Origin of the sequence: Robertmurraya korlensis NBRC 107688 (assembly GCF_001591645.1) — a bacterium.
Classification (GTDB): domain Bacteria; phylum Bacillota; class Bacilli; order Bacillales; family Cytobacillaceae; genus Robertmurraya_A.
On sequence record NZ_BCVH01000002.1, the window covers coordinates 98146 to 121966 of the forward strand.

Here is a 23821-nt window from a genome sequence, read left to right on the forward strand (position 1 = left end):
ACACAGCCCTTTGTAGCTGTGTCTATGTCACTTCATTCCGTTAAGGATAAAAACTCTTCAACATCTGCAATGCATTGTTGTACTGCTTTTTGCCAAAAATCAGGCTGTGTTAAATCAACATTTAAATGCTTACTTGCTAATTCCTCTACTGTCATAGATGCTGTATCCTTTAATAGGGCGATGTACTTCTCCTCGTACCCTTCTCCCTCTTCTTGGGCTTTTGCATAAATACCTAAAGAAAATAAATACCCAAATGTGTAAGGGAAATTGTAAAAAGGAACACCTGTAATAAAGAAATGTAGCTTAGATGCCCAGAACAAAGGATGGTATTCGGCTAACGCCCCTCCGTATGCCTCTTGCTGTGCTTCTTTCATTAACTCATTTAAACGATCCGTTCCTACGACTCCATTCTTCCTTTCCTCATAAAAGCGTGTTTCAAATAGAAAGCGAGAATGAATGTTCATTAATAACGCTACTGAACGCTGGATTTTATCCTCTAATAAGGCTACTTTTTCAACAGGGTTCTTCGCTTGTTTAACAGATGCATCTGCTACAATCATCTCTGCAAAGGTCGAAGCCGTTTCAGCTACATTCATTGCGTAATTTCTATTTAAATAATGCTGATCTCGCATGGCATATGTATGAAAACCATGTCCCAGTTCATGAGCAAGTGTTGAGACATTGGACGGTGTCCCAGAGAACGTCATAAAAATTCTTGACTGGCTGCTCTCAGGGAAAAAGGTATGGAAACCACCTGGTGCTTTTCCAGGACGATCCTCAGCTTCAATCCATTTCTGTTCAAATGCCTTTCTGGCAAAACGGGTCATTTCTTTCCCAAAGCGTGAAAAATGCTCAATAATAAAATCAGCACCTTCATCGTAAGTTACCTTTGATTCAACTTGACCGATAGGTGCGTCTAAATCATACCAGCTTAATTTATCTACTCCTAACAACTTTGCTTTTCTTTCTAAAAATGTAACAAAAGGTGCTTTAGCATCGGAAATAACCTGCCACATCGTATCTAATGTTTGCTTTTGCATCCGGTTTATTTGTAACGGTTCCTTTAAAACATCTTCCCATCCACGAAGCTTATACATGTTTAATCTAAATCCTGCCAGGTGATTTAGTGTTTTTGACAAATATTCTGCTTTTTCAGACCAAGATTCCTCCCAGCCCTGAAATACAGCTTTTCTTACTAAACGATCAGGATTTGAGAACTTATTGGATGCCTGACCTACCGATAACTCCTTCATTTCACTTCCATCTTTGAACGGAACTTTAATGGTACCAACGATGGTATCATATAATTGTCCCCATCCGTGATAGCCATCAATGCTCAATGCATTGATGATGGTTTCTTCCTCCTGTGAAAGCTTTTCTAATGCGTTTAAACGCCTTTCATCTAACACAAATTGCAATTCATCTAACACTTCTTCTTTAAGAATCTCTTTCCAAATTTGTTCATCGTAAGTAGTTAACTTTTGGTCAAAAACAGTTAAAGCATTCTGAAGGCTCGCACTAAGCTCAGTTACTTGACCACGAAGAGCACCTACTTTTTTATCGTTTGTATTTTGAGCATGTAAGCAGCTAACAAACGCTCCTGCTTGACGAATCTTTTTTGCTACTCCCTGAAACGCTTCAATGAGATTAGCAATATGATCTTGATCGGTGACCTTATTTGATGGTTCCCAGGATATTACCTTGCATTGAAATTCTTCAACAATTTCCTTTGAGTTATGTAGGTGATTCAAAAATGCTTGTGATGAACTCCCCCCCGGAAAAAACACGTCAAGATCCCATACATCATAAAAAGTACTTCCTTTCGTCATCCAAACCCCTCCTACTCATTATTCTTTTTCATTATAAATTTATTTTTCCGAAAACTCTAATAAAAAATTTCGATTACCGAAAGACCCATCAGTCTGATGGGTCCAAAAGTTAATATCGATAACCAGTAAAATACCACCAACCACCGAATATGAGTAGCAATACAAACAAGACGATAAGCAGTGCTAAAGCAATTCCACCACCACCATAATATGGTGCTTGATAAGCATATGGATAAGGATAACCGTATGGCATTTTTCACCCTCCTTTACACTTATATCCTACTACTAATTAATGTATGTCAATTGTCCATAATGGTGTAGGCAGCTGCGGACTTTCCCATATACAAATAGGCATAGATTCCTCTATGCCTACTGCTTCTAACTTTGAGAATCACGTTTTCTTTTTTCCTTCTCAGCTCGATAAAATTCATGGAACATCTTCATCAATGCCCTTTTTTCAATTCTGGAAACATAGCTTCTTGAAATACCTAATTCTTTCGCTATCTCCCTTTGTGTTTTTTCTTTTTTTAAATCGAGACCAAATCGTCCAACAATTACTTCTTTTTCCCTGTCATCTAACACGTCTATAAATTCTTTTACCTTCTCAAGTTCCATATTTAGTTGTATGGTTTCAATGACATCCTCAGACTCTGACTTCAAGACATCTATTAAAGAAATCTCGTTTCCTTCCTTATCTTGGCCGATTGGATCATGAAGGGAAACATCCTTTTTTGTCTTTTTTAAGGCCCTTAAATGCATCAGAATTTCGTTTTCAATACAACGAGCCGCATACGTAGCAAGCTTTGTTCCTTTCCCTTCTGAATAGCTTTCAATGGCTTTAATCAATCCAATTGTTCCAATCGATATCAAATCCTCCGAATCTTCTCCCGTATTCTCAAATTTTTTTACGATATGAGCAACGAGACGTAGATTATGTTCAATGAGCATATTTCGTGCATGAGCATCTCCATCTGCCATTAATCGTAAATATTTCTTTTCATCAGCCGATGACAATGGTTGTGGAAATGCATTATTTTTAACATAGGAAACTAAAAATACAATTTCCTTAACTAAGTAGCTAAGTGCAGTTAATATACCTGACATTTAAACCACCCCACTTTCAGGACTTTCCCCTATGTTAATACCTATGAAGTGAGGTGGCCGTATTTGTCTGTCCCACACAATTATATTTATATAGAAATTTATGATGAAAAAAACACCGACTTTGATGTCGGTGTTTGTAGCTTTTATTCCACGGAAACTTCGGCAGCAATTATACAACCTACAGATCCACAAATAATTAATCCCATAACGATTGCGAACATGTTACCACCCCTTTTCTCCCTTTTGTTACTTCGAATGTACCATATAATGCGTAGAAAAAAGGAGGAAGGATGTGAACATTTTGTTACTAGGAAGCCTTTGTTATGCGCTTTGTCACTTAAATCTTAGTCGATTCTCCGGGGGAAGAACTCTTCCTTAGATTTCTTAAGTGATATACTTCTAGAGATAGTAGTAATACACGGAGGAACATTTAATTTCCCCTCCTCACCCATATATCGTTAGGTGGTATCCTTCTCCACCCATAAAACTGCCTGACGATCTTGCATAAAATAAATCATCTTAATTCCCACCTTTCCTTATTCTTAATTTTGTTACTAGCGTTTTTATAACAATCGTTGAATGGAAAGCATACGATCTCGAGTAGCCTCATATTGCTTTTTCGCCTTTTCTGCTCGATCAAATTCAGCTGCTGATACATTACGCTTCTTAATCGTTACTGTTAAGAATAAAATATTCAGGGTCATATCTATCACCTCCTATTTTTTGCACACAAAAAAGCCGCAAGGATCCCCCTGCGGTTTTTAGCATATAAAAACCGCAAGAGTACATTCTCCATGCGGCTTGAAATGGCATAAGTTAAAGTTGCAATTACTTAAGCAGTTCATTCCTAGTGGTCGAATGTGTCATACATTTAATTGTCATCGATTTCATTGCTACAGGTAATTTGATCATTTCACTCGACCTCCTTTTTAGAAATTCTTGCTTACAGTGGTAATTATATCCACTAATTCCATTTCTGTAAACCCTATTTTTATTTTTCTATAAAAAAAGTAGCCCTCAGAGAACTGAGAGCTACTTTTGCTATTCATTTATGTCATCAAGCTTAGATTTTATTTGGTTCGATAAAGAAAAAAAGTAAATAGAACCTGCTAAAAACAGCATAGATGAGCACATCATAATATATAGATCGGTTAGCATCTTTTCACCTGATGGGATAATCACCCCGAGGTATAAGAAACTTCCAACGGCAAGTAAAACAACCGCAAACCTTTTAAAATCATTCATTTTCTCTAGAAGAATTTTCCCCGTGTTGTTATCTTTCAATTCTCTCACCTACAACCCTTTCTCGTTCTATGAATCTACTTTATCATAGAATGCGGTGGAAGTGAGGATGTAATTAATAGCAATTTTTCCGGTTTCTAAGTAATCAGCCTTTGACTTTGTCGACGATTTTAATAACCAAAGAAGCTGAATGAAGTGCTGCTTTTTCTAAATATTGCTCGAAAGAGACATCTGATTCTTTTCCAGCAATATCAGATAATGAACGGATAATAACAAATGGTGTTCTAAACTGATATGCAACTTGTGCAATTGCTGCTGCTTCCATCTCGACTGCCTGCAGATCAATGAATTTACCACGGATGGCCTCTACACGTTTGGGATCATTCATAAATGAATCACCTGTTGCAATAAGTCCCTTGACCACTTGAACAGATCCAATTTCTTTTGCAGCTGATTCCGCAATCCCCACTAGCCTAGAATCAGCCTCAAACGCTGCTGGGAGCTGTGGTACTTGCCCATACTCATATCCAAATGCTGTTACGTCTACATCATGATGGCGAACCTCAGAAGAGATGACAATATCTCCGACATTTAAGTCAGGATGAAAGCCTCCTGCAGAACCTGTGTTAATGACATAATCAGGCTTAAATCTATCTAGTAGTATCGTTGTGGACATTGCTGCGTTTACCTTCCCTATCCCTGAGCGCAATAGGATTACCTCAGCACCATCCATAGTACCTGTTGTATACTCACAACCCGCAATTGTTTCCTGTTTCTGATTGCTAATTTTTTCTCTTAGTAAAGCTACTTCCTCTTCCATTGCACCAATTATTGCGATTTTCACGTAAAAAGACCTCTTCCTATTATTTTATTCTATCGACGCTAGCTCTTCCACTAAAGTTGGCTTCCAACCTTCTCCATCAACCCACTCAATTGATACGCGATAAATTTGGGTTTTGTCCTTTGAAAAGACTGTTCCTTTTGATTTATTATGACCATCATTTCCAAGAAACTTAATTGTCATATTATCCTTTGATAAACCAGTAGCATATCCTATTGCAGCAACCATTTCATCCCAGTCCACACCTTCATACACATTTGTATGTTCACCTGTTTGAACCGTTCCGATTGGCTTCCAATTCGGATTGACAATGGTTCGGACCACGTTAGAATCCGCCCCACCTTCTGTCACAATGGCTTCTTCGTTATCAGTGGAGCTAGTTTCTTCGCTTGATTCATCACTAGAGGCCGAAGAGTCTGTGGAAGAGTCTTCCTCGTCAGCATCCGAGCTAGATTCTTTAGTCTCTTTACTCGTTGACTCTTCTCCTTCATTCACTTCACTTGAAGCCTCTACGCCTTGCTCCTGCTCTTTTTCGGTCGTAGCTTTATCGTCATTCCCCAAAAAAATAATTCCAGAAACAACAATAATTAAAACCAATACTATTCCAATGAGACCATTTAAAATCAGATTTGTTTTTCGACGCTTCGACCTTTGATTGAATCTTGATTGCTGATAATCATCTTGCATCATACGAACCTCCTAGACCTCTTTTGAACATCCTTTAAGAGCGAACTCGCTATACATTCTACCATTTAACAAGGGAATCGAAAAGGACAATCACGTTACAAATACATTAACGTTTCGACAGAAGCTCATTATGATCGTAGTTATATAAATTTTTTACCATATCAGCAAATAATCCGTTGACTCCCCCTTCATCCCCATAAACCCCTAAATTTACAGTTACTAAAGCATATTTAGGGTTATCATAAGGGAAGTATCCGGCAAACCATTTATTATGCAGTTGTTTTTCATCTTTAAAGATTCCCGTTTCCGCTGTTCCTGATTTCCCAGCAACCGCATATGGAAGATCTTGAAACCATCTGCCCGTACCATTTTCGTTCACTACGACCTCACGCAGCAATTTTTGAAGCTTCATGGCTGTATAAGGCGAAATAGACTCACCAGGTAGAGATTGCTTTTCAAATGGCAGGAGTGAGCTTCCGTTTTTGTATTCCACTTCTGAAACCACTCTCACACTCTCTCTTACTCCCCCTTTTGCAATGGTTCCCATCATATTCGCAACAGCAAGTGGTGTTGCTCGTACTTCATGCTGACCAATTCCTGTTAAGGCAACAAAGTTTTTATCCTTTTTTGCATCCTCAGACAGAAACACCCGACCATTTTGCTCTTCTTGGAGCTGCTTAAAATTAGAAAAATGATAAATGTCACCATTCCATCCAACCGTGCCTACCAAGGATAGCTTACTTGCATATTCCTCTAGAATATTTGGATCAATCTCCTTTAATTCTTTTGCGAGTGTGCCAAAAGTATTGTTACAGCTTCTTGCAAAGCTATCAGTAAAGTTTAACATTCCATGATCATACACCGAATCAGGCTCACCATTTATTTTTTTGCTACAATCATACAACTTAGTTGGATCGTCTAGTTCATAATCAATGGCCGCTCCAGCCACTACCGTTTTAAAAACAGACCCCACTATTTGCTCAGAAATCATCATATTTTTCAACCCGTTTGAACCATCCTCAAATGGTTTTTCCTTGTTAATATAGGGTCTAGATACCATGGCAAGCACAGAGTTCGTTTCTAAGTCTAGAAGGACTAGTCCCCCTTTATTTATTTGATATTGATCAACTAGATTTTCAGCCATTTCCTGAATGTCTTTCTCTATCGTTGTTTTAATATTTACTGGATAGAAAGGGTTTGCTGGCTCAACATATTTAACATCGATACCAAAGAGCGGACCACCCTTCGCATCAACATGGTAGATAAGCTTTGAATTTCCATCTGGCAACAAAAACTCATCAAAGCTTTTTTCTAACCCTGTTAGCCCAATCACTGTCTTTTCTACCAAATCCTTATCAGGATATCGCTTTTGTAATTCCGTTGAATTTTCTCCCGTAATTCCAATAAGTTGCTCAGCTGGATACTCGGTTAACGAGTACTTTCTTTCCACCGCAAACACTCCTGGTATTTTCAGAGCGTTAATTTGCTCTAGCTGTGTCTCTGTCAGTTTGAGAGGATTCGGATCCCCATAGGCAAAAGGATCCTCTGCTTGTTTTACCCGATATTCTATAGATTCGACAGGAACATTAATAATTTCTGCAACCTTCTCACTATCCCATTCCATATTTTTTAAAAAAGGAAAGAGGATCAGAACAGGAACCTTACGATGGACAAGTGACTCTCCATTGCGGTCAAGAAACCCGCCTCTCCCATTATCAATTACCATTTGCTGAGAGCGTTGGACCACACTTGCCTCAAGTAAATTAATGTTATGCTTTGTAAAGCTTTCTGTTGAAACGAGCTGCACCTGAACGAGCCTTCCGATTAAAAGACTAATTGCTGTGATACAAATCATTAACCATATAACTGCCCGTTTTCTCCACATAAAAAACACCTCGTCAAAAGTGTTGACGAGGTTTTCTAATTTCAAACCAATTTACTTAATATTTGTAATACGGACATTCATTTCTCCACCAGGAGTTTGAACAGTTACTTCGTCTCCAACCTTTTTCCCCAATAAGCTTTTAGCGATAGGAGAATCGTTTGAGATTTTGCCTTCAAATGGATCTGCTTCCGCACTTCCGACGATTGAATACGTTTCCTCGTCCCCTCCTGGAAGCTCGATAAACGTAACAGAACGACCTAAAACAACTGCATCAGTAGCTATCTCATCCTCTTTAATTATCTTTGCATTTCTAATCATATTCTCAAGCGTTGTTATACGACCTTCAACAAACGCTTGTTCCTCTTTAGCAGAATCGTACTCTGAGTTCTCAGATAAGTCTCCGAAGCTACGAGCAATTTTAATACGCTCTACGACTTCTTTACGCTTTACTGATTTTAATTGTTCTAATTCTTGCTCTAACTTTTCTTTACCAGCTAAAGTCATCGGGAAAACCTTTTCTGTAGCCAAAACCCTTCACTCCTTCTAGTTTCACAACCCCCAAATAGATTGTGTAATCTTCTTATGTAGTTATTTCTTACGGTAAATGCATAGGAGCGCGTCCTTATGAAAAGGGCGCGCATGAAACGTCCAATTGGACTTATTTTGGGAAACATTTGCATTACTGCTTTTTATTGTTTCATAAAAATGATTTTTGTTCAAGAATTGTTTGAATTTTTGTGACCATCAAATCAATTGCCACAAAATTATGTCCACCTTCTGGGATAATAATATCGGCATAACGCTTAGTTGGCTCAATAAACTGATTATGCATTGGCCTTACTACATTTACATACTGATCAATGACCGAATCCATTGAGCGTTCACGTTCCTTTATATCTCTTATTAATCGTCTTATGATACGAAGGTCTGCATCTGTATCCACATATAACTTAATATCCATTAAGTCACGAAGTCTCTCATCTTCTAATACGAGGATCCCTTCAAGGATAATTACATCCTTTGGTTCGACATGAATCACATCACTTGATCTTGTATGAACTCCGTAGTCATATACGGGCTTTTCAATTGGTTCGTAGCGGAGGAGCCTTTTGATATGATCAATTAGTAAATCATTGTCAAAAGCTAAGGGGTGATCATAGTTGGTTTTTAGACGCTCCTCAAATGGTAAATGCGATTGATCCTTATAATAAAAATCTTGTTCGAGCATTAAGATCGAATGCCCTTTAAACGACTCGTAAATGGATTTGGTTACGCTCGTTTTTCCGGAGCCGGAGCCGCCGGCTACACCAATAACAACGGGTTTGCGCTTCATGCTAGTTTAAATCTCCTTCCGCATCATGTTGTTCGGGTAAACCGGCTTGTCTAGCTTGAACTTTACGATTTGCATAGGATGTCTTGCAGCATCTAGCTCATTGCCATCCTCATCCCAAATTTTTTCAACGACTGTTGTAAAGTTTTCAATTTCAGGTCCAAAAAACTCTACTTCTTGACCAGGTTTAAAGTAGTTGCGTTGCTGAAGTGTAACGATTTGATTTTCTGCATCATAATCTAACACCAAACCAGCAAAGTCAAAAGTTGTCTTTTTGCTATGATTTCCAAACATCTGCTCTTTATACCCAGGAACTCCTTCAAAGAAAGCTGGAGCTGTATCTCGGTTTGCACATTTATCAAGTTCTTCTAACCATTCTTTTTGAATAACAAAGTTCTCAGGGTCCGCACAATAAGCATCAATCACTTTACGGTACACACTAACAACTGTTGCTACATAGTGTATAGATTTCATTCGACCTTCAATTTTCAAACTATCAATACCAAGCTCAATCATTTGTGGAATCGATTCAATTAATTTAAGATCCTTAGGGCTCATTGCAAAAGGTGAATCGCCTTCATTAAATTGAGCTACCTCATCCTGCTGATCAAGCTTATACAAGTCATAATCCCATCGGCAAGATTGACAGCAGCCACCACGGTTGGAGTCACGAGCGGTCATATGGTTACTTAATGTACAGCGACCGGAGTATGCGATACACATTGCACCATGGATAAATGTTTCGATTTCGATATCAACTTTTTCTTTCATTTCTTTAATTTCTTCCGCACTGGTTTCACGTGCAAGTACCACACGCTCTAATCCTTCTTCTTTCCAAAATTGAACGGCTTTCCAATTGGATAAAGACTGTTGTGTACTTAAATGCACTTCGATTTCAGGCGCTAATCGACGACAGGTTTCAATAATAAGAGGATCAGCAACAATAATACCTGCCACTCCAGCACCTTTTAGACCAAGAATATAATCTTCTAGTCCATCTATATTTTCATTATGAGCAAATATATTTGTAGTTACATAAATCCTCGCACCATATTTCTTAGCAAACTCTACTCCCTCTTTCATTTCATCAAAAGTAAAGTTCCCTGCGTTGGAGCGAAGTCCGTATTCTTGTCCACCGATAAATACAGCATCTGCCCCATACTGGACAGCAATTTTTAACTTCTCTAGATTTCCAGCTGGTGCAAGCAATTCTGGTTTTTTCACAATTACTCGCTTACCATTCACAATCTGTGAGATTTTATCGTTTATTGCGATAGACATCTTTTTCCCTCCTTAACACATGTTTTTTAATAAACGGTTTCTTTAAAGAAGAATCCTGTATCTAATGGACGATTCTTAGGTTGAATGTTTTCAACTTCTTGTAATAAGCCGTCCTTTACATCTTCGTACTGATCCGGGTCTTCCACACATAGATCAATTGCTTTTCGATAAAGCTCTGTGACCTTTATGATGTATTCTGACGTTTGTAACACACCATCAATCTTTAAAGAGTCAACTTCCGCTTCAATTAGCTCTGTTAGTTCATCAATCATACACATATCGTTTGGACTCATAATATGTGTTCCGTTCGCATCCTCAAAGATCGGATATTTGTTTTCTCTCTCTTTATCATGAAGGAACATATTTGCATTTTGTGCTCGGTTTTCAACCACTAGTGCTTTTCCTTGGTACTCATAATAGTTGCCTAAAAGTGATCGTTTGGATTGGAACATGGCTGTCATCCCATGAACCTGTACCTCAATCTCTACTTCAGCGTGTTCTTTCATTTCAATAATCGCATCCATGTTGATTTCTCTGGCAAGGACCGCACGCTTTGACCCTTTTCTTCCCCAATAATTGCATGTGTACCAGTTGGTTGCCGTTGTTTCTGTATTCCAGTGAAGCGGCATATCAGGCGCTGCCTCTTTCGCCACCATTAAAACAGCTGGATCCCCGAAAATGATTGCATCCACGTTCGCTTCCTTTACAAACCTAACATAATCATATAAAGCATCAATGTTTTCGTTATGAAAGATAGCGTTCATCGCTACATACACCTTTTTTTGAAAAGAATGTGCGATTTCTACTGCTTTCGTTACCTCTTCTCTTGAGAATTCACCAGCCAAACGAAGGCCAAAGCGTTCCTCTCCAATGACAAAGGCATCAGCTCCAACTTTACTTAATGCTTCTATATCTTCAATCGATTTTGGTGTGACTAATAGTTCTGGCTTTTTCATTTTCTCTTCACCTCTTTTTACTAATTGCTACGCCATCGCCAACAGGAATGATTACTGAATCGTATTCAGGATGCTCCATTAGCCATTTGTTAAAGTCCTTGATTTTTGAAACCAGGCTTCTTAATCTTTTACTTTCAATTGTATCCTCACAAACAAGGCCTTTAAACAAGACATTGTCGGTTATAATTAATCCTTGCTCTCCTAAATACTTTGAATACATTTCAAAAAACTTTTTATATTGCCCTTTTGCTGCATCTATAAAAATCGCATCAAATAAGCCAAAAGTTTCTACAAGTGGCTCTATCTCTAGCGCATCACCTTTGATGATGGAAATCTGATGATCTTTGTTTGCTCTTTTAATATATTCCTCTGCAACTGTATAGCGCTCACTGTCCCGTTCAATTGTAACGATGGTTGTATCGGGAAGTGCCGTAGCCATTCGTAAGGCAGAGTATCCAATAGCGGTGCCCACCTCTAGAATTTTCTTCGGCTGGGCAATTCTAAGTATTTGAAGAATCGTTTCAATTCCAGACAGTTCCATAATCGGAACCTGATGAGTTCTCGCATATTGCTCCATTTCTTCAAAGAGATCCGATCTATTTTGAATAAGCTCTTCTATATAAGAATGCAGCTTTTCCGTTTCCAAGCTGCGTCACCTCTTTTGTTTAGACATGAAAAAATAGCGTTCACAGCAATTCACAGGGATTCAGCACAGCTAAATATGGGCTTCTGTGGTTGACGCTATTTAAAAACACTTGAACTATTCTATCATAATAGAAGGAGAAATGCGAACATTTCTCCTTAAAGCATTATTTAATATGCTCGGCCTTTTTTGCATTATGCTCTTCAAGAGTTTTTGAGAATAATACATCCCCAGATGCCGTCGCTAAAAAGTAAAGGAAGTCTGTTTCAGCAGGATGCAGAACAGCTTCAATTGATACAGTACCTGCGTTTGCTATTGGTCCTGGAGTTAAACCTTGGTTTTTATAAGTATTGTATGGATCATCAATTTCCAAATCTTTGTACAATACCTTGTCCTTGTGCTCTCCTTGAGCATATAAAACCGTTGGATCTGTTTGTAGTGGCATCCCCGTATCTAGACGGTTGTAGAAGACACTAGCAATTTGGTTACGTTCAAGCTTCTCAGTTGCTTCTTCTTCAACCAAAGAAGCAAACGTTAATAGTTGATGAGCAGTATACTGTCTCTCAGACATATCTCCCTCATACTCACTTATAACCTTTTCCGTCTGATCTAACATGGACATTATAATTTCTTCAATTTTTGTGTCTTCTTTATAGAAAGGATACGTTGCTGGGAACAAATAACCTTCTAGTGGATATTTTATGTTTTCCGCAAGTATTTCCTCCGTTAATATATCAGGGTATTTATTCATAAGTGCCTGAATGAATTCACGGTCATTTAATTTTGCAAATACATCCTCTTCCTTATGGTTTGTTTTTTCGGCGATGATTTTTGCAATCTCTTTTAGTTGTTTCCCTTCAGGAATCGTAATCTGAAACACGGCTTCTTGCTCAATCTTCCCCGTCTTCAAGCTTTCAATAATACTTGGTAAGGTCATAGAAGGCGAAAGTTCATAGTTACCTGCCATAAAGCCTGACTCATTCTTGAACTTCACAAAGTATTTAAATACTCGTGCATCTTTTATAATCCCATGTTCCTCTAATATGTTAGCAATACCAGTAACTGAAGAACCAATCGGAATTTCAACCGTCATTTCTTTTTTATTCTCTGGGTCTACTGGCTTAAGTGCTGATTTAATATAAAAATATCCTCCACCTGCCGTAATCCCTACCAATAGGAATAAAATGATTGAGATGGTAAAGACAATTTTCCTTACGACTCGTGCCTCCCCTTCTCGCTCAATCATTTTTTCACGGATGATGGCTTTTTTATCAGGCTTGTTGCCTGCATTTTCTTTCTTTTGCTTATCTACCGTTGACAAAGTTTCCCCTCCAATTCACAGGGCTTATTATTACTATTCCCTTATAACTATTCTCGAATCATTATACTATATTTTTCGACAATAGAAGTAGAAATCTGCAAAAAAAAGGCAGATAGCCTATGCTATCCACCTTTTATCTTTCTACTCTTCGTCTTGCTCTTCAAGGAATGTGTTTAACATTTCTTCGATTAGGTCCCACTCTTCATCTGTCTCAATTGGCATTAACTCGCCGTCATTATTATCTTCGGTTGGAACGAATGCTGACGCATGAATTTCAATTTCCTCATCATCATTTTCATCTGCACCAATTGGATAATAAAGGACATAAGACTTACCAAATTCATCAGAATCGAATGTGAAAAGCACCTCACAAAGTTGCTCGTTTCCATTCTCATCAATTACTGTAATATTGTTTTCTCCATGTTGCATAATATCACCTCGGGTTATTTTTGACTATCTAGAAAGCCTTGTAAGATCATAGCTGCTGCCATTTTATCGATTACTTTTTTACGTTTTTTCCTACTAACATCCGCTTCTAGCAGGACACGTTCTGCGGCAACCGTTGTTAAACGCTCGTCCCAAAGGAATACAGGCAAGGAAAATCTCTTTTCAAGCTCATCAGCATAAAATTGACATGCTTCTCCTCTAGGTCCAATGGTTCCATTCATGTTTTTTGGCAGTCCAACTACAATTTTCCCTACTTCATACTTTTCTATTATTTGACCAATCTGGTCAAAACCAAACATTCTTTCATCTTCATTAATTTTTATTGTTTCTAATCCTTGCGCTGTCCAGCCAAATTCATCGCTTAGCGCAACGCCGACGGTTTTACTGCCGACATCAAGACCGAGAATTCGCATACGTTTAAGAGCCCTCTCGTTGTTGTTTTAAATAGCTTTTGACAAGCTCCTCAATAATTTCATCTCGTTCAAGCTTTCGAATAATATTACGAGCATCTCGATGACGAGGAATATAAGCAGGATCTCCAGAAAGCAGGTAACCTACAATTTGATTAATCGGATGATATCCTTTTTCTTGAAGAGCTTCATGTACTTGAAAAAGGACTTCCTTCACGTCATGTTCGATTGGCTCTTCTGGAAAATTAAACCTCATTGTTTTATCAAATGTACTCATTCTCTTGCACCTCGCTTTTCTCTAGTAATCGCTAGCTTATACCTTCCGATCTTAATAGAGTATCTATTCATTCAAATCTATCCAATGGAAGAAATATTTAGTAGACTAATCCTCTTCATTTTACACTACTTTTCTTGAATATCAAACGGATTTGACCCATTCTTCAACAAAACTTAGTGCTGAGTCAAGCTTTCCAGCATCTTTTCCTCCTGCTTGAGCCATATCTGGACGTCCACCACCGCTACCTCCACAAATGGTAGCTACTTCCTTAATCACCTTACCTGCATGATAGCCCTTTTCTATTAAATCTTTTGTTACACCAGCAATTAAGTTTACCTTTTCTTCATTTCCACTTCCTAGTACAATCACCGCGGAACCAAGCTTTTGCTTCAAATCATCAACCATGTTGCGTAATCCATTCATATCAGCGCCTTGGATTCGAACAGCAAGTACTTTAACACCATTCACTTCTTTTACTTGATTAACTAAATTCCCTGCTTCAATATTCCCTAACTTAGCTGTTAGAGACTCATTTTCCTTTTGAAGCTGTTTTTGTTCTGCTAAAAGTGCATCGATTCTAGAAGGAACATCTTTTAGATTGGTTTTTAACTTGCCCGCCGCATCTTTTAAAATCTGGATTTGGCTATGCATTTGCTTAAATGCACCTTCCCCCGTCACCGCTTCAATACGACGAGTTCCTGCTCCAATTCCACTTTCTGAAACAATTTTAAAGAGACCAATAACAGAAGTATTCGGAACATGACAACCACCACATAGCTCTAAGCTATAATCTCCGACTTGTACAACACGAACAATGTCACCATATTTTTCACCAAATAGCGCCATTGCACCCATGGCTTTTGCTTCATCAATTGCCTTAAAGTCCGTTTGAACAGATAGTGATTGCCAAATTTTTTCGTTAACAATCTTCTCAATCTCTTCTAACTCCTCCGGTTTTACTTGTCCAAAGTGAGAGAAGTCAAAGCGGAGTCTATCTTGTTCTACTAGTGAACCAGCTTGGTTAACATGTGTTCCAAGAACATCTTTTAACGCTTGATGCAATATGTGAGTAGCCGTATGGTTTTTGATAATTTTCCCTCTATTGTTCTCATCTACAAGTGCAACCACCTGGTCATCTATGTGTAGTTCACCAGATTCAATTTGTACACGGTGAAGATTTTGTCCATTTGGAGCCTTTTGTACATCCTTTACCGATGCCTTAACTCCATCGCTAGTTAGTGTACCCAAATCAGCAATTTGCCCACCACTCTCAGCGTAGAAAGGAGTAACATTCAGTATTACATGAACTTCTTCTCCCTCACTTGCCTTGTCAATTTTCACTCCATTTTGTACGATCGCAACTACCTTGGATTCAACCTGTAACTCATCGTACCCAACAAACTTACTTTCGACTTTTATCTCACCAAGTTCCCCACCTTGAACCTGCATCGAATCGACATCTTGTCGTGCTTTACGTGCACGCTCACGCTGAAGCTCCATTTCGCTTTCAAAACCAGCATGGTCAACCTTCATTCCTTCTTCCTCACCATACTCCTCTGTTAACTCAACAGGAAATCCGTACGTATCATACAAACGGAAAACGTCTGCTCCTTGAATCGTATTACTGCTAGATTCCTTTTCCTTTTTAATAACAGCAGCGAGAATTTGAAGTCCTTCGTTAAGAGTCTCATGAAATCTTTCTTCTTCGTTCTTTATTACCTTTTGAATAAAGTCGGTTTTATTCTTTACTTCTGGGTAAAAATCAACCATGATTTCTCCTACTACAGGTACAAGTTCAAACATGAACGGACGGTTGATATTGATTTGCTTAGCGTAACGAACAGCTCTACGAAGCAATCTTCTTAATACGTACCCTCTTCCCTCATTTGAAGGAAGTGCCCCATCCCCAATGGCAAATGCCACGGTACGAATATGGTCAGCAATTACTTTAAATGCCACATCAGTCTCTTTGCTCTTTCCATATTGCGCCCCAGAGATTTCTTCTGTTGCCCGGATGATTGGCATAAATAAATCCGTATCAAAGTTAGTAGGAACATCTTGAACAACAGAAGCCATTCTTTCAAGGCCCATTCCTGTATCGATATTTTTCTTCGGTAGTGGAGTATAAGTTCCATCCGGATTATGGTTGAATTCTGAAAAAACTAAGTTCCAAACCTCTAAATATCTGTCATTTTCTCCACCAGGGTACAATTCCGGATCACTTTCATCACTGCCATATTCCGGTCCACGATCATAGAAAATTTCAGTATTTGGTCCACTTGGACCTTCTCCGATGTCCCAGAAATTCCCTTCTAGACGAATGATACGCTCTTCTGGAACACCAATTTCTTTACTCCAAATTTCAAATGCTTCGTCATCTTCTGGATGAATCGTAACTGATAATTTCTCCTTATCAAATCCTACCCATTTTTCATCCGTTAGAAATTCCCATGCCCAATGAATGGCTTCTACTTTAAAGTATTCTCCAATAGAGAAGTTCCCAAGCATCTCAAAAAACGTATGGTGTCGCGCTGTTTTTCCAACGTTTTCAATATCGTTCGTACGAATCGATTTTTGAGCATTTGTGATTCTTGGATTATCAGGAATCACTCGCCCATCAAAGTATTTCTTTAATGTCGCTACTCCACTGTTAATCCAAAGCAACGATGGGTCATCATGTGGAACTAGAGGAGCACTTGGTTCCACTGCATGTCCTTTTTCTTTAAAAAAATCTAAATACATTTTGCGAATTTCTGAGCCTGTAAGCTTCTTCATTTATTTTCCCTCCAACATTTTTTCAACAAAAAAAGCCCTTCATCCCAAAACAGGGACGAGGAGCTTGCTCGCGGTACCACCCTGATTATGAATGCTAAGTATAAGCACTCATCTCTCAAAGACCTTTAACGCAGGTTAACGGCAGGAATTAACTGCACTCCGGACTAGCTTTCTGTCATCCTTCGTCTAGAATTTCTTTCAGCCAGGGAAATTCCTCTCTATAGACGGTCTATCACATACTCGTTCCTTCAACATGTTTTCTTGTATTTGAACTTTATAGTACGAATTATACTTATATGCTTTTGTATTTGTCAACGTTGTCACATCAAATGATTATCGGAAACATTTTTTGAAAAGTGCTGCTTTGCATGAAGGAGGCTCACCTTTAGAATCGACAGGATCGGTACAGCTAAAATCAATCCTAATATTCCGCCAATTTCTCCACCTGTTAACAGAGCAAACATAATCACTAAAGGATGCATATGTAAACTCTTACCAACAATAAAGGGAGATAAAATATTCCCCTCTAAAAATTGAAGTACAGCAATGATAATGACTACGAATAAAATCATTTTCACACTCATCGTAGCTCCAATGATCACAGCTGGAACAGCACCGATTATAGGCCCAAAATACGGGATAATATTTGTAATTCCTACAATTAATCCGAGTAATAGTGGGTACCGTAAGCCAATAAACCAAAAGGATAATGCTGAGATTGTTCCAATAATCACACATACTAAAAGCTGTCCTCTAATATAACTCCCCAGTGATTTGTCCACATCTCTTATAAAGAGTATACCTTCTCCTCGCCATTTTTTCGGTGTAATATACCAAACGGCCTTCTTTATTTTTTCATAATCCTTTAACATATAGAAAGCAATAAAAGGGATGATAGCAAAAAGTATAGCCGAATTGATAATTCCCATCCCTAAATTAACGGCTCTTGTTAAAGCATGATCAAGCATGTTTTCAACGGCAACAATGCTACTATCTACTCTTTCCTGGAAAGCTACTGGCCAGGTTGAGGTTTTATCTTGGATTTCATTAATCCACTCTCTATACTGATTGGCAAAGCTAGGGGCATTTTCAGTCAAATCCCTTAGCTGATGAATAACAGCAGGAATTCCGTTATACAGTGCGACACCTATACTACCAAAGAACAACGTATAGATAATTAAAACCGCCAACCATCTTGGCAAGTAATTCTCATGAAGTGTTTCCACAACAGGATGGAGTAAGTAGGAAATAAATGCTGCAATGATAAATGGGAGTACGACGATAATAGTGATTTTCAAAATAGGTAACCAGATTGGCTGCAGTTTCAGAAAAACAAACAATACAATGAATAACAACAGCATAAAACCAAGCCGGTAATACCATTTTAAACGAATGTCCATTGTATCCACTCCTTGTCTATAGTTTAAAGTGGAACAGTAAGAAATATACAAAAAAGAAAAGCCCCAAATTCAATCGGGACTTTTCTAACTACTAAAACATTTTCGAGATTCTACGCTGCATCTTTTTCATTCCACGCCCTGACATCACATTGTTTCTGCGTGCGTAATTATATGCAACAACACCTGCTCCAATTGCAATTGCAGAAGTAACCATTCGATTCATTTATCTCACCTCTTAGTAGATTTATGAGCTATATCGGCGTTCATCTTCTCCAAAAAGATCGTCTAATGAGCTTAATGTACCGTCTTCCTCAACTTGGTGAGTATTAATGATTCCTTTTGCTAAAGTTAGTTCAATGAAGCAGTTCCAGCAATAGTACTGGTTAATTCCGATTTTCCCGATATCTTTGCTTTGGCAATTAGGGCATTTTAACATTTTAAAGACACCTCACGTATGGGTATATCTTAAGGCCTGCGCTCCTAAGATTTTTTTACGTTCACGATGATGGCGTCTTTTCCATACTGGAGGGGTTCATCGGTTTTGATGACACGCTTTCCTTCTATGATGTCTGAAAAAAAGCCATCCGAACATTGATACCCTACGATTGTGCCCAATTCTTCCTTAAAGTATACATCTTCAATCAACCCGAGTTGCTCTCCTTCGCTAGATAAAAGCATATGTCCGGATAGACCTCGACCAAATGCAACGGAAGAATTAGTGCCCCTTTTAATTGGCCTAAGCAAAGTTCGGTCCTCAATCATTACTCCATCCGAGCCAAAGGAAGTGACGTCTTGAATATCAAGCAGAGCGGTCCTTTTGACTAGCATTCCTTGCTTCACTAGTAAAGATTGGACCGAATCACTTGTCGCAGAAATAATTAGATCATTTACTTCTCCAACCTTTGATCCGCTTTTCTTCTCGTACACACAAACTCCCTTTAGCAAAGTAAATGTCCGCAAGATATCACCTCTTTCGAACATTACTATTGTTCACGATAAAGCAAAAAATCATTACGTGAAAGGATTTCCAAATAGATGATCCCTCGGTACTTACTAAACTCAAGTTCCCATAAAGCTATATGGAGTAATTCCTTCCATGCCTATCATTGGATCAACGGATAACAAGTGCTCTTCTATATTTTGCGATGTGTCTATGCCATTACTCTCTTTTTCGCGAGTTTCTTCTGCGCCACCAATCACCTGTTCCAACTTCATCCGTAAGGTGGTTAATCTTTCGTTTTCATCTGCCCGTGCAATACCTACCTTTAACGCCTCTTCTTCTCCACAAAGTATTAAAAACTTTTTACTTCTTGTGATAGCTGTATATAAAAGATTTCTTCGAAGCATTCGATAATAGCTCTTCACGACAGGGAGGATAACAATTGGAAATTCGCTCCCTTGAGATTTATGAACCGAGCAGCAATAGGAATGAGTAATTTGTTGTAGGTCACCTCTTGTATAAGTAGCTTCCGCACCCTCAAAGGAAACAACAAGCATGTCCTCTTTCTCCGTATTTTCTTTTGCATAGAAAATGGATACTATTTCACCAATATCGCCATTAAACACATTATTTTCCGGCTGATTGACGAGCTGTAACACTTTGTCCCCAACACGATAGGTTACATCACCAAACTTGATTTCCTTCCTTGATCCATCAGGGTTAGGATTAAAGATTGTTTGCATTAAAGTGTTTAAGCGATCGATACCGGCAGGACCTTTATACATTGGTGCAAGAACTTGAATATCTTTTGCTGTATATCCTTTACTTTTCGCATTCCGCACGACCTTCTCTACTACATCCGCTATTTGTGTGGCATTACATTTAAAAAAGGAGCGGTCCTTTTGCTGCATATTAATATTTGCAGGCAGCCGTCCCGATTTTATTTCATGAGCGAGCTCAATAATAGACGACCCTTCTGCTTGCCGGTAAATATCTGTTAGCCTAACAACAGAAAGAACACCACAGTCTAGAAGATCCTTTAATACCTGTCCCGGACCCACAGAAGGTAGTTGATCTTCATCTCCCACCAAAATGACCTGTATCGTCTCGGGTAGTGCTTTAAACAGCTGATTAGCAAGCCAAATATCTAGCATAGACGTTTCATCTACGATTAAAATTTTCCCCTCTAACGGGTTGTCTTCATCCCTGCTAAATCCTTCTACTCCATTCCATCCTAAGAGCCTATGAATCGTAACAGCCGGAAGCCCAGTTGATTCCGTCATTCGCTTGGCGGCACGGCCAGTTGGAGCCGCTAAAATAAACGGAAAGGGTTCATCTCCTTTATAATCATTCGGATCTAATGAGCAGCCATGTAACTCAGCATATAGTTCAACTATCCCTTTAATAACTGTCGTTTTCCCAGTACCTGGGCCACCTGTTAAGATTAGCATCGGTGTCATTAAAGCGGTTTGAATCGCATCCTTTTGTGTCGGCGCATACTGCACGCCTAACCGGTCCTCAAGACTTCCAAGGGCCAGTAAAAATTCAGAATCCGGGAACTGATCTTCATATTGTGTTTGAGAGACAATTTTTTTTATGCTTGTAACGAGTCCCTTTTCAGAGAAAAATAAAGATGGAAGGTACACCCTCATTTCTTCAACGATAATTTTCCCTTCCTCTTCAAGCTGAATTACTTCAGAACCAATATGAGAAAAATCAATTTCATCACGTTTGCTTTCTTCTAACAACGTCTTTACCCTATCAAGTAATAGCTCTGATTTCATATACACATGACCATTTTGCATACATTCAACCTCAAGTGTATATAAGCATGCTGCCTTGATACGGTCAGGATGATTTCCGGATATTCCAAGTTGAAACCCAAGGTCATCCGCTCTAGTAAATCCAATCCCTTGAATATCCTCTACAAGCTTATATGGATTGGATTGAATGATTTCTACCGTTTGATCTTTATATGCCTGGTAAATTCGCATGGAGATTTGCGGACCAAAGCCATATTGGTTTAATGCAACCATCGCCTGCTCTAGACCTTGATGTTCAATAAGGGTATCGTATATTTCCTTTGCCTTATCCGGGGGCAGCTTCGGTATTTCATCAAGCAAAGAAGGCTGTTGCATAATCTTCGAAATGGCATTTTCCCCTAATACTTCAACTATTTTTTCAGCTGTTTTCTTCCCGACACCTTTAAATAGCTCACTTGATAAATAGCTCACTACGCCTTGCTTCGTTTGGGGCATATCCTTGCGAAAATGTGTAGCTTGAAATTGTTGACCAAATTTCGGATGGTCCTTTAATTGTCCATAAAATATGTACGTTTCCTGTTCATGGACTTTTGGAAAATAACCAGTAATGACAGCTTCTTTATCTTCATAATTCTCATTCGTTTCTTCTACGCGAATTCTTAGAACGGTGTACAAATTTTGTTCATTATGAAAGATTGTGACAAGATGCTTACCTTTTATAAACCTGCCTTGATCCTTAAATAAATCGAGCGTTTCTTGTCCCTCCAAAGAACTCTCCTCCTCACATAAAAATTCGCTACGAATGAAGCTTACTCTTTTTCGATTAATTTCTTCCCATAGCCTGCCAACAAGTGATCAGGTTGTAATTCTAACGCTTTTTCAAACATTTCAAGTGCTTTTTCTCCATCTTCCTTAAAACCATAAGCAACACCTAGGTTATAATAAGCATCTGCATGGGAAGGATCTAGCTCTATGCAGGCTGTAAATTGCTCCATCGCCTGATCGAGCAACTCTTGATTCGCTAGACATAATCCAAACTGAAAACGAGCTTCTGCATCGTCCCCATTTAGCTCCACACTTCTCTGTAAATATGGTAAGGCTAACTTGGGCTGTTCTAACTGAATAAGCGTAAATCCTAGCATAAAATAATTATCACTCGAATGCAGTCCTTTTCTCATCGCCAGTTCAAACATATTTTTTGCTTCTTCTAATTGCTCATTTTCAAAATATAGATTTCCTACATTGTAATAGGCTGTGGCAGCATTTTCATCGATTTCAATTGCCTTTTGAAAGAATTTTAATGCCTTTTCATTTTCTCCAACAGCCGATAATACATTTCCAAAGTTTATGTACGATACCGCATCACTAGGATTCTCCTCAATGGCCTTCATAAACAGTCCAGCTGCTTCTTCCCACTTTCCCTCCTTCATCAATTGAATCCCTTTTTCATTATTATCCATAGTACACGCTCCATTTTAATTGTTTTTTATTATTATAACTTCTTTTCATCTAAGTTTGTCTCTTTTCATACATACGAAAACCTCGACCATTTAATCGAGGTTTTCATCTTACCCTACGTAAGTTAACTGGTTTCCATCACGGAATACTTTGTCGATTGTTCCTCCGCCTAGACATTCATCATCATGATAAAACACAACAGATTGACCAGGAGTAATTGCTCGGATTGGCTCAGCAAATATCACCTTGACTGTGCCATCCTCTAACCTGTAAACAGTCACTTTGTTATCAGGCTGACGGTAACGGAATTTCGCCGTACATTCAAAAGTCTGCACCACTTCTTTGCCCGTAACCCAACTAACATCCACTGCAACAATGGAATCAGAGTAAAGTTTATCATTATGAAATGCTTGTCCAACAAAAAGTACATTCCTCGCAAGGTCTTTCCCGATGACAAACCAAGGGTCTCCAGCACCACCGATTCCTAATCCATGTCTCTGACCGATTGTATAGTACATTAACCCGTCATGCTTACCAACAACTTCTCCCTCAAGTGTTTCCATATTCCCAGGCTGTGCAGGTAAATAATTACTTAAAAACTCCTTGAAATTACGTTCGCCAATAAAGCATATTCCCGTGCTGTCCTTTTTTGTTGCGGTTGCTAAATTGGCTTCCTTAGCAATCTCTCTTACCTTTGATTTTTCAATATTGCCAATTGGAAACATGACTTTTTCTAGCTGATTTTGAGTAAGCTGGTTTAAGAAATACGTTTGATCCTTGTTTTCATCTACTCCACGCAGCATTTTATATTCACCATCACGGTATTCAACTCTAGCGTAGTGCCCCGTTGCTAAGTAGTCCGCACCTAGCTTCATTGCATGCTCTAAAAAAGCTTTAAACTTTATTTCTTTGTTACACATCACATCTGGATTTGGTGTTCTACCTGCTTTATATTCCTCAAGAAAGTACGTAAAGACCTTATCCCAATATTGCTTTTCAAAGTTTACTGCATAATAAGGGATACCAATCTGATTGCAAACCCGAATAACATCCTCATAGTCCTCGGTAGCTGTACATACACCGAATTCGTCGGTATCGTCCCAGTTTTTCATAAAAATTCCGATGACATCATACCCTTGTTCTTTTAAGAGTAACGCTGCTACCGATGAATCTACTCCCCCAGACATACCAACGACAACACGTATATCCTTGTTGTCCTTTTTCACTTCATT

Annotated in this window: 25 protein-coding genes and 1 other annotated feature; all 25 genes read right to left on the minus strand. The window is 38.7% G+C overall.

All coding sequences use genetic code 11. The features are described from left to right. Positions 1 to 32 precede the first annotated feature (32 nt). The 25 genes from BKO01S_RS05365 to mnmA all read right to left on the minus strand — a co-directional run bounded on the left by BKO01S_RS05365 (position 33) and on the right by mnmA (position 23815). Positions 33 to 1829 carry a M3 family oligoendopeptidase gene (locus BKO01S_RS05365; protein ID WP_066049919.1) on the minus strand — a complete coding sequence of 599 codons (1797 nt, stop codon included), beginning with the start codon at positions 1827 to 1829 and terminating at the stop codon, positions 33 to 35. A 109-nt stretch (positions 1830 to 1938) separates the two neighbouring features. Continuing rightward, positions 1939 to 2082: a hypothetical protein gene (locus BKO01S_RS24580; protein WP_198158769.1), complete on the minus strand. Its 144-nt coding sequence runs from the start codon at positions 2080 to 2082 to the stop codon at positions 1939 to 1941. A gap of 125 nt (positions 2083 to 2207) precedes the next feature. After that, the gene (sigK, locus tag BKO01S_RS05370) at positions 2208 to 2933 is read right to left on the minus strand and encodes an RNA polymerase sporulation sigma factor SigK (protein ID WP_066049924.1); all 726 of its coding nucleotides are present in this window, start codon (positions 2931 to 2933) and stop codon (positions 2208 to 2210) included. A gap of 563 nt (positions 2934 to 3496) precedes the next feature. Next, complete coding sequence (locus BKO01S_RS23820; RefSeq protein ID WP_084361974.1) at positions 3497 to 3637, minus strand: YrzI family small protein; 141 nt, start codon at positions 3635 to 3637, stop codon at positions 3497 to 3499. 337 nt (positions 3638 to 3974) lie between these two features. Then, positions 3975 to 4217 carry a YrhC family protein gene (locus tag BKO01S_RS05380; protein WP_232311176.1) on the minus strand — a complete coding sequence of 81 codons (243 nt, stop codon included), beginning with the start codon at positions 4215 to 4217 and terminating at the stop codon, positions 3975 to 3977. Between the two features lie 103 nt (positions 4218 to 4320). Next, on the minus strand, positions 4321 to 5019 hold the full coding sequence (gene mtnN, locus BKO01S_RS05385; RefSeq protein WP_066049931.1) for a 5'-methylthioadenosine/S-adenosylhomocysteine nucleosidase: 699 nt from the start codon (positions 5017 to 5019) through the stop codon (positions 4321 to 4323). A gap of 24 nt (positions 5020 to 5043) precedes the next feature. Then, entirely contained in the window at positions 5044 to 5706 is a 663-nt protein-coding gene (locus BKO01S_RS05390; protein WP_232311177.1) for a YrrS family protein, read from the minus strand. A 103-nt stretch (positions 5707 to 5809) separates the two neighbouring features. Then, positions 5810 to 7588: a peptidoglycan D,D-transpeptidase FtsI family protein gene (locus tag BKO01S_RS05395; protein ID WP_066049938.1), complete on the minus strand. Its 1779-nt coding sequence runs from the start codon at positions 7586 to 7588 to the stop codon at positions 5810 to 5812. Positions 7589 to 7639: 51 nt separating this feature from the next. Next, complete coding sequence (gene greA, locus BKO01S_RS05400; RefSeq protein ID WP_066049941.1) at positions 7640 to 8116, minus strand: transcription elongation factor GreA; 477 nt, start codon at positions 8114 to 8116, stop codon at positions 7640 to 7642. A 169-nt stretch (positions 8117 to 8285) separates the two neighbouring features. Further along, positions 8286 to 8921: a uridine kinase gene (udk, locus tag BKO01S_RS05405; protein WP_066049944.1), complete on the minus strand. Its 636-nt coding sequence runs from the start codon at positions 8919 to 8921 to the stop codon at positions 8286 to 8288. Between the two features lie 6 nt (positions 8922 to 8927). Further along, complete coding sequence (locus BKO01S_RS05410; RefSeq protein ID WP_066049947.1) at positions 8928 to 10199, minus strand: peptidase U32 family protein; 1272 nt, start codon at positions 10197 to 10199, stop codon at positions 8928 to 8930. Positions 10200 to 10225: 26 nt separating this feature from the next. After that, positions 10226 to 11155 carry a peptidase U32 family protein gene (locus BKO01S_RS05415; protein ID WP_066049950.1) on the minus strand — a complete coding sequence of 310 codons (930 nt, stop codon included), beginning with the start codon at positions 11153 to 11155 and terminating at the stop codon, positions 10226 to 10228. A gap of 7 nt (positions 11156 to 11162) precedes the next feature. Continuing rightward, positions 11163 to 11801 carry an O-methyltransferase gene (locus tag BKO01S_RS05420; RefSeq protein ID WP_066049953.1) on the minus strand — a complete coding sequence of 213 codons (639 nt, stop codon included), beginning with the start codon at positions 11799 to 11801 and terminating at the stop codon, positions 11163 to 11165. Between the two features lie 163 nt (positions 11802 to 11964). After that, a complete protein-coding gene (gene mltG / locus BKO01S_RS05425; protein ID WP_066050567.1) occupies positions 11965 to 13044 on the minus strand; it encodes an endolytic transglycosylase MltG in 1080 nt (359 codons plus the stop codon). Positions 13045 to 13260: 216 nt separating this feature from the next. After that, positions 13261 to 13548, minus strand: a complete 288-nt coding sequence (locus BKO01S_RS05430; protein ID WP_066049956.1) for a DUF1292 domain-containing protein — start codon at positions 13546 to 13548, stop codon at positions 13261 to 13263. A gap of 14 nt (positions 13549 to 13562) precedes the next feature. Then, on the minus strand, positions 13563 to 13979 hold the full coding sequence (gene ruvX, locus BKO01S_RS05435) for a Holliday junction resolvase RuvX (protein ID WP_066049959.1): 417 nt from the start codon (positions 13977 to 13979) through the stop codon (positions 13563 to 13565). 4 nt (positions 13980 to 13983) lie between these two features. Beyond that, positions 13984 to 14253: an IreB family regulatory phosphoprotein gene (locus BKO01S_RS05440; RefSeq protein WP_066049961.1), complete on the minus strand. Its 270-nt coding sequence runs from the start codon at positions 14251 to 14253 to the stop codon at positions 13984 to 13986. Positions 14254 to 14394: 141 nt separating this feature from the next. Next, positions 14395 to 17028 (minus strand): alanine--tRNA ligase, encoded by a 2634-nt coding sequence (alaS, locus tag BKO01S_RS05445; protein WP_066049964.1) that lies wholly within the window; start codon positions 17026 to 17028, stop codon positions 14395 to 14397. A gap of 48 nt (positions 17029 to 17076) precedes the next feature. Next, positions 17077 to 17289: a binding site (T-box leader), on the minus strand. 59 nt (positions 17290 to 17348) lie between these two features. Further along, a complete protein-coding gene (locus BKO01S_RS05450) occupies positions 17349 to 18428 on the minus strand; it encodes an AI-2E family transporter (protein ID WP_066049967.1) in 1080 nt (359 codons plus the stop codon). A 91-nt stretch (positions 18429 to 18519) separates the two neighbouring features. Continuing rightward, positions 18520 to 18651: a YrzQ family protein gene (locus BKO01S_RS23825; protein WP_084361975.1), complete on the minus strand. Its 132-nt coding sequence runs from the start codon at positions 18649 to 18651 to the stop codon at positions 18520 to 18522. A gap of 21 nt (positions 18652 to 18672) precedes the next feature. Next, positions 18673 to 18864 (minus strand): YrzR-like zinc ribbon domain, encoded by a 192-nt coding sequence (locus BKO01S_RS05455; protein WP_066049968.1) that lies wholly within the window; start codon positions 18862 to 18864, stop codon positions 18673 to 18675. A gap of 44 nt (positions 18865 to 18908) precedes the next feature. Further along, the gene (locus tag BKO01S_RS05460) at positions 18909 to 19388 is read right to left on the minus strand and encodes a PRC-barrel domain-containing protein (RefSeq protein ID WP_066049971.1); all 480 of its coding nucleotides are present in this window, start codon (positions 19386 to 19388) and stop codon (positions 18909 to 18911) included. A gap of 99 nt (positions 19389 to 19487) precedes the next feature. Next, positions 19488 to 21899 carry an SF1B family DNA helicase RecD2 gene (gene recD2, locus BKO01S_RS05465; protein ID WP_066049974.1) on the minus strand — a complete coding sequence of 804 codons (2412 nt, stop codon included), beginning with the start codon at positions 21897 to 21899 and terminating at the stop codon, positions 19488 to 19490. Between the two features lie 41 nt (positions 21900 to 21940). Further along, the gene (locus BKO01S_RS05470) at positions 21941 to 22591 is read right to left on the minus strand and encodes a tetratricopeptide repeat protein (protein WP_066049977.1); all 651 of its coding nucleotides are present in this window, start codon (positions 22589 to 22591) and stop codon (positions 21941 to 21943) included. Between the two features lie 108 nt (positions 22592 to 22699). Further along, positions 22700 to 23815, minus strand: coding sequence for a tRNA 2-thiouridine(34) synthase MnmA (gene mnmA, locus BKO01S_RS05475; RefSeq protein ID WP_066049980.1), 1116 nt, complete (start codon positions 23813 to 23815; stop codon positions 22700 to 22702). Positions 23816 to 23821: the final 6 nt, after the last annotated feature.